Raw genomic sequence first — 14817 nt, 5'->3', positions numbered from 1 at the left:
TACGGAAGGTCGTGCCCCGGATTGTCCGGGCAGGTCAACTCTTATATAGCACTCGCTATGGAGCAACCGATCCCCATCCGCCGGCGCACCGGGCGACCGCGCGCCTTCGACCGCGACGCCGCACTGACCGCTGCGATGCACCTCTTCTGGGAACACGGGTTCGAGGCGACGTCGATCGCGGACCTGACCCGGGCGATGGGGATCACCCCGCCCAGCCTGTATGCCGCGTTCGGCGACAAGCAGCGGCTATTTCGCGAGGCAGTCGATCGCTACCTCGGCGGCCGCGACGCGGTCGTCCGCACGATCGCAACGGCCGCTTCGGCGTTCGCGGCGGCGCGCGATCTGCTCGTCGCGGCGGCGACCGGCGATACCGGCGAGCACACGCCCGCGGGTTGCCTGCTCGCCAGCGCGATGGTGAGTTGTTCGGCCGATGCGGCGGCCCTTCGCGAGGACCTCGCCGCGATCCGCCGCGCTATCGAAGGCGCGCTCCGCGAACGGATCGAACGTGATATCCGCGCGGGGGTCATGCCCGCTGACTGCGATGCCGACACGCTGGCGGGGCACGTGTTCGCGGTAGTGCAAGGCATGTCTACCCTGGCGAAGGACGGCGCGGGGCGGGACAAGCTGTTGCGGATCGGTACCACCGCGATGGCCGGCTGGCCGCGATAGCCCGATACAGCTGACCGACCTGTGTCAGGTGCCAACGGTATCGCCTGGAAGGATGGCATTGGGGGTCGTTGGTGCACCCGACTGGATTCGAACCAGTGGCCTCTGCCTTCGGAGGGCAGCGCTCTATCCAGCTGAGCTACGGGTGCCTGAGCCATCGCCTAGCAAAGCCCGCGCGCCGACGCCAGCCCCGATGCACGATGAATCATCGACCCGCCAGTGTGACCGGCTGGAATTGTCCGAGCCCGCAGCTCGGCCCGCGCATCAGGTCGGGCGTCTGGTACAAGACCGTGATGATGTCGCTCGAACAGAGCTGGCTCAGACTCGTCGCGTAGCTGAACCGCTGCTCCGACCCGAGGCTCGGACACGCGTAGGGCAGCGTGTTGCGATAGACCTTGCGCCCGCTCATCACGAAATCGATCGTCCGGTCGTCGCGCACGCGACTTTCGCGGATCTGCGTCAACGGGATGCAATCGACGGGCTTGCCCTCCTGAGTCGCCACCGGAATCGTGTCGCGGGCGGCGGCGGCGGTGGCGGAGAGCAGGGCGATGACGACGAGCAGGCGGCGCATGATGCTATTCCTTCGCTGGACGCGACGCACTGCGGACCGGCGGCGCGGGCGTCTTGGGCTTGAACGCGCAAAGATCGGCAACGCTGCAGCGCCAGCATTCGGGCGTGCGCGCCTTGCACACATATCGGCCATGCAGAATTAACCAGTGATGAGCATGCAGCCGGAACGGCTGCGGCGTCGCCTTGTCGAGCTTGAGTTCGACCGCGAGGGGGGTCTTGCCGCGCGCGAGGCCGGTGCGGTTGCCGACCCGGAAGATATGCGTGTCGACCGCGAACCTCTCCGCGCCGAACGCGACGTTGAGCACGACATTGGCGGTCTTGCGCCCGACCCCGGGAAGCCGTTCGAGCGCGGCGCGGTCGTTCGGCACCACGCCATCATGGTCGTCGATCAGCTGCTGCGACAAGGCGATCACGTTCTTCGCCTTGGTGTTGAACAGCCCGATCGTCCGGATATGCGTCTTGAGCCCGTCCACGCCGAGCGCGACCATCTGTTCGGGCGTCTTGACCTCCTCGAACAGCAGCCGCGTCGCCTTGTTGACCCCGACATCGGTCGATTGCGCCGACAGCGCAACCGCGACGACCAGCTGGAACGCGTTCCCTGCCGCGAGTTCCGTCTCGGGGTGCGGGTTGTCGGCGGCGAGCCGCGCGTAGAAGTCGATGACGTCGGCCTTCTTCAAACCCCGAGCACCTCTTCCATCCGATAGCGTCCGGCAGGCTTGCCCGCGAGCCACAGCGCCGCGGTGATCGCGCCGCGCGCGAAGATCGCGCGATTCTCGGCGCGATGGCCAAGCTCGATCCGCTCACCATCGCCCGCGAAGACGACCTGATGATCGCCCGCGACCGATCCACCGCGCAAGGCGGCGAAACCGATCGTCCCCTCCGAGCGCGCCCCGACCAGCCCAGCGCGATCCGATACCCGCAAATCGGCAAGCGATGCGCCACGTCCCGCCGCCGCGGCCTCGCCCAGCAGCAGCGCGGTGCCCGAAGGCGCATCGACCTTGTGCCGGTGATGCATCTCGACGATCTCGATATCCCATTCGGTGCCGAGCCGCGCCGCCGCCTCGCGCACCAGCTTGGACAACAACGTCACGCCAAGCGAGACGTTACCGGTCTGGAGCACCGCGATCTCGGCCGCCGCCGAATCGACCAGGGCATGATGCGTCGGGCTCAGGCCCGTCGTCCCGATCAGGATCGGCGTCCCGGTCAGCCGCGCGGCCGCAAGGTTGCGCTCCAGCGCGGAGGGGACCGAAAAGTCCACCAGCACGTCCGAATCATGGGCCAGGGCCGCAGGATCGCCGCCCGCGTCGATCCCGCCAGCAAGCGTGGCGCCCAGATCCGGCACCGCCGCTGCCAGCGCCTGCCCCATGCGCCCCGCGCTGCCGATAATGCCGATCGCGGTCATCGCGCCTACTCCGTAAATTCCCCTCCCGGGCCTCTAGGGCCTCGCGTACAGAGATACCATGCAAGACACCGAAAACATCGTGGTTCTGACAGGCGCCGGGATTTCCGCCGAAAGCGGTATTGCGACCTTCCGCGGGCCAGGTGGCCTGTGGGAAGGCCACCGAGTCGAGGACGTGTGCACGCCCGAGGCGCTCGCCGCCGATCCGGTGCTGGTACACCGTTTCTACGATGCGCGGCGCGCCACGCTGGCGGGCGTCGCGCCCAACCCGGCCCATGCCGCGCTCGCGCGGCTCGATGCCGAATGGCGTGGGCAATTGCTGATCGTGACGCAGAACGTCGATGATCTGCACGAGCGTGCGGGGGCGTCGCGGTTGCTCCACATGCACGGCGAGTTGCAGTCGGCGCTTTGCGCGGCATGCGGCGCGCGCGTGCGGTGGACCGGGGCGCTCCCGCCGGGGTCGGTGTGCGGACGCTGCGGCGCGCCGGAGCTGCGGCCCGACATCGTGTTCTTTGGCGAGATGCCGTACGAGATGGAGCGGATCGAACAGGCCTTGCGCGCGGCCGACCTGTTCGTCTCGATCGGTACGTCGGGCGCAGTCTACCCCGCCGCGGGGTTCGTCCAGGGCGCGCGCTATGCGGGCGCGCGGACGCTCGAGCTCAATCTCGAGCGCTCGGCGGGAAGCGCGTATTTCCACGAGACGCGGCTCGGGCCGGCGGGGGTGCTGGTGCCGGAATGGGTCGAGGAGATGCTGGGTTAAAACAGGACGACACTTCCCTCTCCCGTTCGTTTCGAGCGGCGTCGAGAAACCTGGCACAGCGCGCGTAGTTGTTTCTCGACGTCGCTCGAAACGAACGGGCTAGAGGCAACGCATCAAACCCCTGATGCTTCCCCGGCGAAGGCCGGCCCAGTCGTATCAAACCCCTTTTCTTCCCCGGCGAAGGCCGGGGCCCAGTCGTGATGTCCGGGGGAACGAGGCGCATCGCCCGGCCTTCGTCCGCTCCGCTACTGGGCCCCGGCCTTCGCCGGGGAAGTGAAAGGGGGGGGGGAAGTAAAGGGGGGGGGAAGTAGAGGGGAAGTAAAGTGGCGAGGCAAAGCGCGCCTGCCCGCGCTCACTCCACCCAGTCGAGCCCCATGTCGCGATAGATATCGCGCTCGTCGTCCCAGCCCGGACGAACCTTGACGTGCAGGTACAGATGCACCGGCCGCCCCATGATCCCGCTCAGTTCCGCGCGCGCGCGGGCACCGATTTCCTTGATCCGCGCGCCGCCCTTGCCGAGCACGATCGCGCGCTGGGTCGGGCGCTCGACCAGGATCTGCTGGTGGACCTCGACCGACCCGTCCTCGCGTTCGAGATACTGCTCGGTCTCGATCGTCGAGGCGTAGGGCAGCTCGGCGTGAAGCTGGAGATAGAGTTGCTCGCGCGTCACTTCGGAAGCGAGGCTACGCTCGGTCGCGTCGGAGACCTGGTCCTCGGGGAAATGCCACGGCTCGACCGGCATCCGCGCCGCGAGATGCGCCTTGAGCTCGGGCAGGCCGTCGCCGGTCGAGGCGCTGACAAAGAAGATCTCGTCGAACGGCACCAGCGCGTTCAATCGCTCGGCGTGGAGCAGCAGCTTGGTCTTGTCCGCAAGATCGACCTTGTTGAGGATGAGGTACTTGGGTTCGCCGCGATCCTTGATCGCCTCGGCGATCTCGATCACCTTGCTCGGCAGCCCGCCCTTGGCGTCGACCACCAGCGCGAGCACGTCCGCGCCTTCCGCGCCGCCCCATGCCGCCTGCACCATCGCACGGTCGAGCCGGCGCTTGGGCTCGAAGATGCCGGGGGTGTCGACCAGCAGCAGCTGCGTGTCGCCCTCGATCGCGACGCCCATCAGCCGGACGCGCGTGGTCTGTGCCTTGGGGCTGACGATCGCGACCTTCTGCCCGACGAGCGCGTTGACGAGCGTCGACTTGCCCGCATTGGGGGCGCCGAGGACGGCGACGAGGCCGCATTTCTGATCGGTCATGGGGTATCCTTGGAACAACGCGGCGTCACGCCGATAAAATGAATGCACGCATCACGGCGCTTCCCCGGCGAAGGCCGGGGCCCAGTAGCGCGCCGAATGGTCGCGAGCGCAGTGCTTCGTTGCAACCACCTTCGCTACTGGGCCCCGGCCTTCGCCGGGGAAGCGCTCCTGATTTTGAGGTGCGTGTACCCAAAACCGCACCCCCGCGCCAGCCACCCGCTATTGCTCGTCCTCATAGCCGTCGCGCTGCGGTGCGCGATCCTCGGGGTCGTCGCGGCGGCGGCGGTCGCGCTCGTCGTCGCGCCGCCCGTCGCGGGTCGGTTCGAAATCGAGCCGCCCGTCGCGCAGCCGGACCCGCCCGACGCCAGGAATTTCCCCCTCGACCGGCGGGATGTTCTCGGGGTCGAGGAAGTTCTCGATCGTCTCGCCAAAGCCGTTGGCATCGGGATCGACATCCTCGGTCACCGCCTCGGGCACCACCGCGCGCCCGACGCCGAGCGCCTGCTGCATGAAGTCGCTCCACACCCGCGCGGGCACGCCGCCGCCCGACAACCCGGCGTTGGGCGTATTGTCGTCATTGCCGACCCACACGCCGACGACCAGCCCGTTGGCGAAACCGACGAACAGCGCATCGCGGCTGTCCTGCGTCGTCCCGGTCTTGCCATAGGTCTTGACCGACAACGCCGCCGCGCGCCCCGTTCCCGTCTCCGCCGACGCCGACAACAGGTCGAGCATCTCGTCGCGGATCGTCCCCGACAGCGCATGTGGGCGATCGGTCAGCGTCGCGAACACCCCGCGCGACGGCGCATCTTCGAGCCCGCGCGCGCGCACCGGATATTGCTCGGCGGCGATCGCGGCATAGGCCTGCGTCAGTTCGAGCAACGACATGCTCGCGGTGCCGAGCGCGATCGTCGCCTCGTTCGGGATCGGGGTCGTCACGCCGAGATCCCGCGCCGCCTTGATGACGTTGGCGACCCCCACTTCCTGCGTGATTCGCGCCGCCGCGACGTTGGACGAGCGCGCGAACGCCTGCCGCAGCGTGATCGGGCCAAGATAGCGCCCGTCCGCATTCTTCGGGCTCCAGTTGGCGATCGTGATCGGCTTGTCGTCGATGATCGAATCCGGGGTCATTCCGTGGCGCATCGCCGCGAGATAGACGAACAGCTTGAACGCCGATCCTGGCTGCCGCAGCGCCTGGGTCGCGCGGTTGAACGGGCTGTCGGCATAGGATTTGCCGCCGACCATCGCGACGACGCGGCCATCCGGCCGCATCGCGACCAGCGCGACCTGTGCCTGCCGCAGTCCGGCGCGCTTGACCGAGCGTTCGGCGGCGCGCTGCAACCGACGGTCGAGCGTGGTGCGGACCTTGCTCTCGGCGGTGAGTTCGCCCGCCTGGTCGCGCGCGGCGGGGAGGACCCAGTCCGCGAAATAGGTGCCGTTGGGCAAGGGCGCGATCCGGTCGGCCGCGAGCCGCGCGGGACGGACGCCCGCCGCGGTCGCCTTGTCGAGGAACCCCGCCTGGACCATCGCCTGAACCACCAGCGCGCCGCGCGCACGCGCACCCGCCAGATTGACCGTCGGCGCGAGCTTGGACGGCGCCTTCACCAGCCCCGCGAGCATCGCACTCTGCGCAATCGACAGATTCTCCGGGGCTCGCCCGAAATAATGTTTCGCGGCGGCGCGCAGGCCGTAGGTATTGTCGCCGAAATAGACCGTCGACAGATAGCGCGACAGGATCTGGTCCTTGGTCAGCCACGCCTCCAGCCAGAAGGCGATCAGCACTTCGCGGATCTTCCGCGCGGCGGTCCGGTCCGAATCGAGGAAGGCGTTCTTGGCGAGCTGCTGCGTGATCGTGCTGCCGCCCTGGTCACGCCCGCGCGAGGTCAGATTATGCACGAACGCGCGCGCGATGCCCTGCGGGTCGATCCCCCAATGCGATCGGAAACGCCGGTCCTCGATCGCGAGGAAGGCGTTGGTGACGTTCTTCGGCAGCTCGGCGGCATCGACCGACGCGCCGACGATCGCCCCGCGCCGCGCGATCGGCGTGCCGTCGTCCGCGAGCAGCGTGACGCTCGGCGGCGTCGGCGGCTGGAGCGACTTGGACAGCGGCGCGGTTACCGCGAGCCATGCCACCGCGAGCACGAACAGCACGATTCCCACGCCGAGCCCGCGCATGATCCAGCGCAGCCAGTTGATCCGCCGCCGCTGGCGGGGCGGGCGCGGATAATCGTCCTCGTCCGGCTCGAACGGCGTCTCGCGCAGATAGCGTTCGGGCGGGGGGACGCCGTTCTTCAGTTCGAGCGGGCCAGCGCGCGAGGAAGCCGGATCGGCGTCGAACGGATAAGGGCGCATGCTCAGCAGATCCCGACAGGACGAACGAGTGTGTTATCTGCGTATGACAGATCGCGCAAGCAGGGGAACAGCATCGCGCGCTTTTAGCAGGCCCCGCGGTTTCACGCGAGCAATGTTGCGTGCCTGCCTGCACCACGGCAGCCAGGGGCATTGAGGCAAACCCCTTGCCGGGCTAATGAGCGCGCTCCCGGTCCGCTCGGACCCAGCCGAAAGCCTTGCCCCGATGGCCGAACCCGTATCCGATCAGCCCCTCGTCGTCGGGATCGGCGGGACGATCGGTGGCATTTCCTCGACCGAACGCGCGCTGCGGATCGCGCTCGACGCGGCGGGGCGCGAGGGCTTCCGCACGCGCATGTTCGGCGGCGCGGACATGGCGCGGCTCCCGCTCTACGACCCGAAGGCGACGACGCGCACGCCAGACGAGACGGAATTCGTCGACACGATCCGCCAGGCATCCGCCGTCATCATCGCCTCGCCGGGCTATCACGGCAGCATCTCGGGCGTGGTCAAGAACGCGCTCGACCTGCTCGAGGAGACCGCGCGCGACCCGCATCGCCCGTATCTCGCGGACATGCCGGTCGGGCTGATCGCGACCGCCTATGGCTGGCAGGCGACCGGCAGCACGATCGCGGCATTGCGCTCGATCGTCCACGCCTTGCGCGGCTGGCCGACGCCGTTCGCCGCCGCGGTCAATACGCAGCTGACCAAGTTCGACGAGGACGGCGGCGCGAGCGATGCCGCGGTGATCGAGCAGCTCTCGCTGGTCGGCAAGCAGGTCGCGCGGTTCGTGCCGGTGGCGATCCAGCATGGCTGAGCGCATCGATCGCCGCGCCGCGCTCGCGCTCGGGGGCCTCGGCGTCGGCGCGCTGGCGAGCGCACCGCTGTGGGCGCAGGCGATGGTCGATCTCGGCCTGTCGGACGGTACCGGCCAGCGCCCGCTGAGCGATGCCTTCCCCGGCAAGAAAGGGATGGTCCTGCAACGCAGCCGCGCGCCGCTACTCGAAACCCCGATGGCGGCGTTCGACGGCGCGCTCGGCGACGATCCGTTCACCCCGAACGACCGGTTCTACGTCCGCTGGCATTATGCCGACATTCCGCTGTCGGTCGATGCGGCGGCGTTCCGGCTCAGGATCGGCGGCGCGGTCAAGCGCGCGACCGCGCTCTCGCTGACTGACATCCAGGCGATGCCGAGGGTCGAGGTGGCTGCGGTCAACCAGTGTTCGGGCAATTCGCGCGGGCTGTTCGCCCCGCGCGTGCCGGGCGCGCAATGGGGCAATGGCGCGATGGGCAATGCGCGCTGGACCGGCGTGCGGCTGCGCGACCTGCTCGACCGCGCGGGTGTCGCACCGGGCGTGGTGCAGGTGAAGCTGTCCGGGCTCGATCAGGCCCCGGGCGAGGCACCGCATTTCGCCAAATCGCTCGCGCTCGATCACGCGCGGACCGACGAGGTGATCGTCGCCTACGGGATGAACGGCGCGGCGCTTCCGCTGCTCAACGGCTTCCCGCTGCGGCTGATCGTCCCGGGCTATTATTCGACCTACTGGATCAAGGCGCTCGATTCGATCGAGCTGCTGACCGCGCCCGACACCGGCTATTGGATGGAAAAGGCGTATCGCATCCCCGCGACCGCCGACGCGGGCGTGCAGCCCGGCGCGAAGGATTTCGCGACCGTCCCGATCGGCCGGATGCCGCCGCGTGCCTTCTTCACCCGCACCACGCCGCAGCAGGCGCGCGGGATCGCGCTGGGCGGCGACGCGGGTGTCGCGAAGGTCGAGGTGTCGGTCGACGGCGGGCAAAGCTGGAAGGCGGCGCAGCTCGGTCCAGACCACGGCCCCTACAGCTTCCGCCGCTGGGCGATGCCGCTGGCGGGCCTGCCGCGCGGATCACACGAGATCGCGGTGCGCACCGTCAATACGCGCGGCGCTGGCCAGAAGGCCACGCCGATCTGGAACCCCGGAGGCTATATGCGCAGCAGCATCGAAACCGCGCGCGTGGTGGTGGCATGACGCGCGCGCCGCTCGTCGCGCTGCTGCTGCTCGGCGCGTGCCAGCGTACGCCCGAGGCAACCCCCGCACCCGCAGCGATCGCGCTGACCTCGCAGTCGATCACGCTCCCGCCCGAGACCGCGACGCTCCCCGCCAGCGCGGAGATCCTGACGACCAACTGCACCGCCTGCCATTCGGCCGAGCAGTTGCTCACCCAGCCGAAGCTCGACGCCAAGACCTGGACGACCGAGATCGGCAAGATGCGCACCGCCTACAAGGCATCGATCGACCCGAAGGACGACCCGAAGATCCTCGCCGCGCTGCTTACTTTGCCCAATCAGAAATAGGCGCGCGCGAAGAACACGATCGTCGTCGCGGCGGTGACGAGCAGCGTCCACCCGCGCACCAGCCCGGGGGACAGCCGCTTGCCGACGATCGCGCCGATCCACCCGCCGAAGACCGCGCCGACCAGCATCGGCACCGCCGCCGCCCACGCGACCAGCCCGGCCGCGATGAACACGATCGCGGCGGCGGCATTGGCGAGCGCGAGCATCAGCGTACGCGGCGCGAACAGCGCGCGCGGGGAAACCCCCGCAAGCAACCCGTAGATCGCGGTCGTCATCAACCCGACCCCGCCGCCGAAATAGCCGCCATACACGCCGAGCAACGTCTGCGCCGCGATCAGCGTCCGCGGCCCGATCGCGACGCGGCTGTGGAGCGCGTCCGCGGCCTGCTTGCCGAACGCGATCACGACGAACGCGAACAGCAGCAGCCACGGGATGATCAGGTCGAACGCGCGCGTCGGCGTGACGACGAGCAGCGCACTCCCCGCCAGCCCGCCGACGAAGGTGATCGCGCCGAGCAACCGGACATCGACCCCGCCGACCGGCTGAAGCTCCTTGCGAAACGCCCAGCTGCTCGTCGCCGCGCCCGGCAACAGCGCAACGTTCGAGGTGGCATTGGCGGTATTGGCGGGCAGCCCGAGCGCGATGAGCGCGGGCAGCGTCGCGAACGTGCCCCCGCCCGCCAGCGCGTTCATCGCGCCGCCGAGGATGCCCGCGCCCGCGGACAGGCCGATTGTCGTCAGGGTCACTGTTACTCCGTCCTGCCGTGCTGAATGATGCGTCGGACGGCATGTGGCGCAGGGGCCGGATTGAGGCAAGCTACGCGGGCCGACTGACGCGTGAGGCGTCGAAGCGAACCGCCCGCCGTCACCCCGGCGAAGGCCGGGGCCGCAGGGAAACCGGCACCCGGGTGCTACGAACGCGACGGCCCCGGCCTCCGCGAGACATCTGCAAAACCATACGTGTTCTCCCGCGAAGGCGGGAGTCCAGGAGTCGCGATAACTGTAAGCCGTTGTTTTGCTTAACTCTGAATTCCCGCCTTCGCGGGAAAACACCAAACGAAGGGTCCGTAAACCGACTTTTGCAGCGGTCTCGCCTCCGCCGCGGTGACGGGCTGCTGGAGCCCCGCTTCACCCCAACGCCGCCTGCTTCTCCTCCGCCAGCCGGTCGAGCTCGGCGCGCGTCTTCTTCTCGCTCGCGGTCTTGAGCTGCCCGCACGCCGCATCGATGTCGCGCCCGCGCGGGGTCCGCACCGGCGCGCTGATCCCGGCATCGAACACGATGTTCGAGAACGCCTTGATCCGCTCCGGCGTTGAGCACTCATAGGGCGCGCCCGGCCACGGGTTGAACGGGATCAGGTTGACCTTCGCCGGCAGGTCATACAGCTTGAGCAACCGCACCAGCTCGCGCGCATCCGCGTCGCTGTCGTTCTTGTCCTTGAGCATCACATATTCGAACGTGATCCGCCGCGCGTTGTTCGCGCCCGGATAGTCCGCGCACGCCTGGAGCACTTCCTCCAGCTTGTACTTGCGGTTGATCGGCACGATCTCGTCACGGATCTCGTTGGTGACGGCATGGAGCGACACCGCGAGGTTGACCGAAATCTCCTCGCCCGCGCGCGCCATCAGCGGCACCACGCCTGAGGTCGACAGCGTGATCCGCCGTCGCGACAGGCCGATCCCGTCGCCGTCCATCACGATCTTCAACCCGTCGCGGACATTGTCGAAATTGTAGAGCGGCTCGCCCATCCCCATCATCACGATGTTGGTGAGCATTCGCCCCTCGGGCTGGCTCGGCCATTCGCCCAAAGCATCGCGCGCGAGCATCACCTGCCCGACGATTTCGCTCGGGCTGAGGTTGCGCACCAGCCGCATCGTGCCGGTGTGGCAGAAGCGGCAGTTGAGCGTGCAGCCGACCTGGCTCGACACGCACAGCGTGCCGCGGTCGGCATCGGGGATGAACACCATCTCGTAATCATTGCCGTCGTCGGTGCGCAGCAGCCACTTGCGCGTCCCGTCGGTCGACACCTGCGCCTCGACCACTTGCGGGCGGCTGATCGTGAAGCGCTGCTCGAGCCACGGCTGCATCGTCTTCGAGATGTCGGTCATCAGCGAAAAGTCGGTGACGCCGCGATTGTAGATCCAGTGCCACAATTGCTTGGCGCGCAGCTTCGCCTGCTTGGGGTCGAGCTGCGAGGTCTCGAGCGCCATCCTGAGATCGGGCTTGGACAGGCCTAGCAAATCGATCCGCCCGTCGCTGCGCGGCACCAAAGCGCGCGGCACGGGTACGGGGTCGATATGCCCCGGGATGGGCATGGAGAAGGCTGGTGCTGTCTGCATGGTGGCGCACATAGGGGAAAATGACGGGATTTTCTACTCCCTGTGCGGGAGGCGGGTATCGTGGCGTTGGTCGAGGTGCACGCCCGGGTGGCTTCGCCCCGGTTTCGCCCCGGTGGCGATGGCAAGTTCAGGCGGAAGGTTAGGCAAAAGTTAGGGAGATTGCGCGGTACGGCGCGCGTCTTGCGGATGGCGCAGGAACGGGGCCAGACCTGTCAAGGAGCGTGTCGCAAGATAGCAGAGAAGGCGCCTGTAGGACACGGCGATGTCGACGTTCGCTCCGATCTGGCGCTTCAACCGACCTTGTCGCGGGCCGAACGACGGACATCAGCGTGGTTCAGCCTAAACATCGGGGCCGCGCTGCCCCAACGTCCATCCTTCCTTGACACCCCGTTGACCCGCGGGAAGCGCCAAGCCGACCCGGTGGCGTGACAGCGATCCTCCGGGGTCGAGATTGGTCATGATGACCGTCGCGACGCCTTCATACGATACGATCAGTTCCGGCAGCTTGAACTTCAGGACCAGCGACAGCGCGATGGATGGCGCAAATCGTGCCCATGCTCCGATTTCATAGGGCATGGCATCGATCGAAACACGCAGCGCGTCGTGCGTTTCGCCGTCTTGCGCGGCCGTCATCGGACCGGGGCACATCAATGACCAATCAAGCGTCGATCTTGCGAGCCTCTGCCAATTGACGCGGTGCGGCTCGTAGATGGCGGGCACGAACGGGAGTCCGACCCCGATCCGCCGCGTATGCGGAATGTCGAGTACAGCCGCACCGCCCAGAAACCACGCCTTCTCGACGGCGGCATGACGCTCGACCGCACTGACGACGTGATCGAATAGCGCGCTGAACGGCTTTCCATCGTTCACGTTGCCAGCCGCGTTGATGACGACATGCTGCCCCTCGATGGCCGAATGCAGCCCGTCAGTATCAAAGATATCGCATTCGACGATACGAACGTCGTTAGGCTCGTCGCCTGTCAGCCTGGAGGTGAAGGCCCCGCCGTCGCGAACCAGCGCGGTCATCTCATGGCCGTGTCGCTGCCCCGCCCGGATCAGGCGCCTGCCGAGATTGCCCGCAGCACCGACGACCAACACCTTTTTGCGCGTCACCACCATGCCCCCTTACGATGCTTCCGCACGGGAAGATTCTCGACGAGCGTTCTGCCAACGCCCCGTGGTCGCTCAAAAGCGGTCGGTCGGCAAGGCACCCATCCCGTCCATTCCCATAACACGATCCGATCCGGACGCTGGCGGCCCGCCCCTCCAAACAGGCAGCTCGACCGCGCGCCCAACCCGGCGTAGCGTGCGCGATCATCGTCGCAAGGGGGGCTGCCGTGGGGGCATGGGGGGCACTGATCATGGGCTTTTTCGGCGCGGTGTTCGCGTCGCTGACGCTCTATTGGCAGGGGCATCTGGCCGGTGTTGCGCTGGCCGCGCCGTTCGGGGTGTTCGTCCTGATCGCCCTCGCCGCCTGGTACGGACTCCGCACGCCGGGCAAGGGCATAACACCCTCGCCGCAGGAAGAACGGGTGATCGTGTGGAGCACCGTCGGAGAGGGGATCGGCCTCTTTCTCGCGTCCAACATCGTCATCAATCTTCACCGGCCCGACTTGCTCCTGCCCGCGATGGCGCTGGTCGTCGGACTGCATTTCCTGCCGATCGCCTTCGCATCCGGATTTCGTCCGTTCTACGGCCTCGGCGGCGCGCTGATCGCCGCTGCGGTAGCGGGAGTCCTGGTCGGCGCGCCGGCGGGCGGCGACCTGGCGGGGTTCGGGGCCGCGGCGGCGTTGTGGCTGGCGGCCGGGCTCGCGCTGCGCCGCGATGCGATGGCCAAGCGCAGCGCCGCGATCCGCGCCTGACTGCCCCCTACCGCGTCAGACACGCCAGCGCCGCCGCGTCGATCGCGGTGGCCGCGCCCTTCAGCGCATAGACGTCCGCGAACGGGCCCCCGGTGCGGCCCAGCGTTTCGACGCTCATGCTCCGGCTCGATCGGATCGCCGACACGATCGCGGCGTCGGTCCGCGCATCGCTTGCCCAGGCGTCGGCGGCGGTCGCGGTCAGGTCGAAGCGCCGGTCGCCGACCGACAGCGTGACGCGCGCCTGCGGGTTGCGATCCCGGCTCAGGCGGACGTGGAGCTGGTTGCGCACCCCGCCGCCGCCCGATCCGGGCGTCGGCCAGCTCGCGATGCTCGCGAACGGTCGCCAGCGCGACGCGCCGCCCGCGCGCACCGGCTCGGCGATCGCGTAGCAGCGGCGCGGCGCGGGATCGCTGAACGCGCCCCAGCGGTCGAACACGCCGAGCGTCTCGCGCGCGCCCGCGGCCGCGGGAAGGGCGACCAGCGCCAGCACCGCCAGCCCCGGCCGGATCACGCGAGCGCATGCCCCGCGCCGCGATGGACCAGCGTCTCCACGCCGCGCGCGATCGACACGATCGACCCTTGCGGCAACCCGGGGAGCGCGGGCGCGCCATAGCCGGGCAGGTCCGCGCCCCCGGTCATCACCCCGCGCAGCACGCGGCTCGACACGCCGTGCATGATGACGAGGCGATCGCCCGGATCCCCGTCGGTATCCGCGAGCCAGCCCGACACGCGCGCGGCGATCGCGGGATACTGTTCGCCGTTCGGGGCGGGATGCAGCAGCCCGGTCGCGCGATCGACGACCTTCTGCCCTTCCGCCGCGAGATCGGCATAATAGCGCCCGGCCCAGTCGCCGGTGCCGATCTCGACCAGGCGCGAATCGGTTTTTGCGGCGTGCCAGTCGAGCTCGAGATGCTCGGCGATCACCGCGAGCGTCTGCAACGCGCGTCCGGTCGGCGATGCCCACAGGGTAAGCGCCGGTTTGCTGCCCAATTTCTGCCGCAACACCCGCCCCATTTCGTCCGCCTGCGCAAAACCGGCGCGCGTGAGCGGCGTGTGCGGATGCTCGCCCTGCAAGCGTCCGGCCGCATTGAAGACGGTTTCGCCATGCCGCGCGATGTAATCACGGCCACGCCGTGGCGTTAAGGCGGCAGGGTGCGACAGCATCGTGGCGTTGGAATTCATGGCCGTCTCTTCAACCCCGTGTGGCGCAATAGCAACGGTTTTCCGTGTTTATCTGAGGTTCATGCAACGCCGTACCGGGCCGCCTATTTGAGCATTCCCCGCCGCGAAG

At 68.4% G+C, this 14817-nt stretch carries 16 protein-coding genes and 1 tRNA gene; 6 read left to right on the top strand and 11 right to left on the bottom strand.

Translation table 11 applies throughout. The features are described from left to right. The first annotated feature begins 57 nt into the window (after positions 1–57). On the top strand, positions 58–669 hold the full coding sequence (locus L8K25_RS07895) for a TetR/AcrR family transcriptional regulator (protein WP_242138339.1): 612 nt from the start codon (positions 58–60) through the stop codon (positions 667–669). Positions 670–738: 69 nt separating this feature from the next. On the opposite strand, the gene L8K25_RS07890 is transcribed toward L8K25_RS07895, so the two are convergent. From L8K25_RS07890 to dapB, 4 genes are all read right to left on the bottom strand, one after another. Beyond that, positions 739–815: transfer RNA gene (locus L8K25_RS07890), tRNA-Arg, on the bottom strand. A 56-nt stretch (positions 816–871) separates the two neighbouring features. After that, a complete protein-coding gene (locus L8K25_RS07885) occupies positions 872–1237 on the bottom strand; it encodes a hypothetical protein (RefSeq protein WP_242138338.1) in 366 nt (121 codons plus the stop codon). A gap of 4 nt (positions 1238–1241) precedes the next feature. After that, positions 1242–1913, bottom strand: coding sequence for an endonuclease III (gene nth / locus L8K25_RS07880; protein WP_242138337.1), 672 nt, complete (start codon positions 1911–1913; stop codon positions 1242–1244). Next, a complete protein-coding gene (gene dapB / locus L8K25_RS07875; RefSeq protein ID WP_242138336.1) occupies positions 1910–2638 on the bottom strand; it encodes a 4-hydroxy-tetrahydrodipicolinate reductase in 729 nt (242 codons plus the stop codon). The genes nth and dapB overlap by 4 nt, the downstream gene beginning before the upstream one ends. Positions 2639–2696: 58 nt before the next feature. Between dapB and L8K25_RS07870 the strand changes: the two genes are divergently transcribed. Continuing rightward, on the top strand, positions 2697–3395 hold the full coding sequence (locus L8K25_RS07870) for an NAD-dependent deacylase (protein WP_242138335.1): 699 nt from the start codon (positions 2697–2699) through the stop codon (positions 3393–3395). A 352-nt stretch (positions 3396–3747) separates the two neighbouring features. On the opposite strand, the gene era is transcribed toward L8K25_RS07870, so the two are convergent. Both era and L8K25_RS07860 read right to left on the bottom strand, forming a co-directional pair. Then, a complete protein-coding gene (gene era, locus L8K25_RS07865; RefSeq protein WP_242138334.1) occupies positions 3748–4644 on the bottom strand; it encodes a GTPase Era in 897 nt (298 codons plus the stop codon). 219 nt (positions 4645–4863) lie between these two features. Continuing rightward, positions 4864–6996: a PBP1A family penicillin-binding protein gene (locus L8K25_RS07860; protein ID WP_242138333.1), complete on the bottom strand. Its 2133-nt coding sequence runs from the start codon at positions 6994–6996 to the stop codon at positions 4864–4866. Between the two features lie 223 nt (positions 6997–7219). Here L8K25_RS07860 and L8K25_RS07855 point away from each other — a divergent pair, with 223 nt between their 5' ends. Genes L8K25_RS07855 through L8K25_RS07845 form a run of 3 tightly spaced genes read left to right on the top strand, consistent with a single transcriptional unit; the run spans position 7220 to position 9328 of the window. After that, positions 7220–7810, top strand: a complete 591-nt coding sequence (locus L8K25_RS07855; RefSeq protein WP_242138332.1) for an NADPH-dependent FMN reductase — start codon at positions 7220–7222, stop codon at positions 7808–7810. After that, the gene (locus L8K25_RS07850; protein ID WP_242138331.1) at positions 7803–9002 is read left to right on the top strand and encodes a molybdopterin-dependent oxidoreductase; all 1200 of its coding nucleotides are present in this window, start codon (positions 7803–7805) and stop codon (positions 9000–9002) included. The genes L8K25_RS07855 and L8K25_RS07850 overlap by 8 nt, the downstream gene beginning before the upstream one ends. Next, positions 8999–9328 carry a cytochrome C nitrite reductase gene (locus L8K25_RS07845; protein WP_242138330.1) on the top strand — a complete coding sequence of 110 codons (330 nt, stop codon included), beginning with the start codon at positions 8999–9001 and terminating at the stop codon, positions 9326–9328. Before L8K25_RS07850 ends, L8K25_RS07845 begins: the two co-directional genes overlap by 4 nt. Here the strand turns inward: L8K25_RS07845 and L8K25_RS07840 are convergent. The 3 genes from L8K25_RS07840 to L8K25_RS07830 all read right to left on the bottom strand — a co-directional run bounded on the left by L8K25_RS07840 (position 9319) and on the right by L8K25_RS07830 (position 12777). Continuing rightward, the gene (locus tag L8K25_RS07840) at positions 9319–10074 is read right to left on the bottom strand and encodes a sulfite exporter TauE/SafE family protein (RefSeq protein ID WP_242138329.1); all 756 of its coding nucleotides are present in this window, start codon (positions 10072–10074) and stop codon (positions 9319–9321) included. The genes L8K25_RS07845 and L8K25_RS07840 overlap by 10 nt on opposite strands. 381 nt (positions 10075–10455) lie before the next feature. Continuing rightward, positions 10456–11664: a 23S rRNA (adenine(2503)-C(2))-methyltransferase RlmN gene (gene rlmN, locus L8K25_RS07835; RefSeq protein WP_242138328.1), complete on the bottom strand. Its 1209-nt coding sequence runs from the start codon at positions 11662–11664 to the stop codon at positions 10456–10458. A 339-nt stretch (positions 11665–12003) separates the two neighbouring features. Next, positions 12004–12777: an NAD(P)H-binding protein gene (locus L8K25_RS07830; RefSeq protein ID WP_242138327.1), complete on the bottom strand. Its 774-nt coding sequence runs from the start codon at positions 12775–12777 to the stop codon at positions 12004–12006. A gap of 248 nt (positions 12778–13025) precedes the next feature. Here L8K25_RS07830 and L8K25_RS07825 point away from each other — a divergent pair, with 248 nt between their 5' ends. After that, the gene (locus tag L8K25_RS07825) at positions 13026–13526 is read left to right on the top strand and encodes a hypothetical protein (protein ID WP_242138326.1); all 501 of its coding nucleotides are present in this window, start codon (positions 13026–13028) and stop codon (positions 13524–13526) included. Between the two features lie 7 nt (positions 13527–13533). On the opposite strand, the gene L8K25_RS07820 is transcribed toward L8K25_RS07825, so the two are convergent. Both L8K25_RS07820 and L8K25_RS07815 read right to left on the bottom strand, forming a co-directional pair. Then, positions 13534–14037, bottom strand: coding sequence for a hypothetical protein (locus L8K25_RS07820; protein ID WP_242138325.1), 504 nt, complete (start codon positions 14035–14037; stop codon positions 13534–13536). Next, positions 14034–14708 (bottom strand): histidine phosphatase family protein, encoded by a 675-nt coding sequence (locus L8K25_RS07815; RefSeq protein WP_242138324.1) that lies wholly within the window; start codon positions 14706–14708, stop codon positions 14034–14036. The genes L8K25_RS07820 and L8K25_RS07815 overlap by 4 nt, the downstream gene beginning before the upstream one ends. Positions 14709–14817 lie beyond the last annotated feature (109 nt).

It is taken from the genome of Sphingomonas sp. TREG-RG-20F-R18-01, from assembly GCF_022662475.1.
Taxonomy (GTDB): Bacteria; Pseudomonadota; Alphaproteobacteria; order Sphingomonadales; family Sphingomonadaceae; genus Sphingomonas.
This window is presented reverse-complemented; position numbering and strand designations above follow the sequence as displayed.

Coding starts and splice junctions, on each gene's coding strand:
- L8K25_RS07895 (WP_242138339.1), top strand. CDS start 58: ATGGAGCAACCGATCCCCATCCGCCGGCGCACCGGGCGACCGCGCGCC.
- L8K25_RS07885 (WP_242138338.1), bottom strand. CDS start 1,237: ATGCGCCGCCTGCTCGTCGTCATCGCCCTGCTCTCCGCCACCGCCGCC.
- dapB (WP_242138336.1), bottom strand. CDS start 2,638: ATGACCGCGATCGGCATTATCGGCAGCGCGGGGCGCATGGGGCAGGCG.
- era (WP_242138334.1), bottom strand. CDS start 4,644: ATGACCGATCAGAAATGCGGCCTCGTCGCCGTCCTCGGCGCCCCCAAT.
- rlmN (WP_242138328.1), bottom strand. CDS start 11,664: ATGCAGACAGCACCAGCCTTCTCCATGCCCATCCCGGGGCATATCGAC.
- L8K25_RS07825 (WP_242138326.1), top strand. CDS start 13,026: ATGGGCTTTTTCGGCGCGGTGTTCGCGTCGCTGACGCTCTATTGGCAG.
- L8K25_RS07845 (WP_242138330.1), top strand. CDS start 8,999: ATGACGCGCGCGCCGCTCGTCGCGCTGCTGCTGCTCGGCGCGTGCCAG.
- L8K25_RS07860 (WP_242138333.1), bottom strand. CDS start 6,996: ATGCGCCCTTATCCGTTCGACGCCGATCCGGCTTCCTCGCGCGCTGGC.
- L8K25_RS07870 (WP_242138335.1), top strand. CDS start 2,697: ATGCAAGACACCGAAAACATCGTGGTTCTGACAGGCGCCGGGATTTCC.
- L8K25_RS07815 (WP_242138324.1), bottom strand. CDS start 14,708: ATGAATTCCAACGCCACGATGCTGTCGCACCCTGCCGCCTTAACGCCA.
- L8K25_RS07855 (WP_242138332.1), top strand. CDS start 7,220: ATGGCCGAACCCGTATCCGATCAGCCCCTCGTCGTCGGGATCGGCGGG.
- L8K25_RS07850 (WP_242138331.1), top strand. CDS start 7,803: ATGGCTGAGCGCATCGATCGCCGCGCCGCGCTCGCGCTCGGGGGCCTC.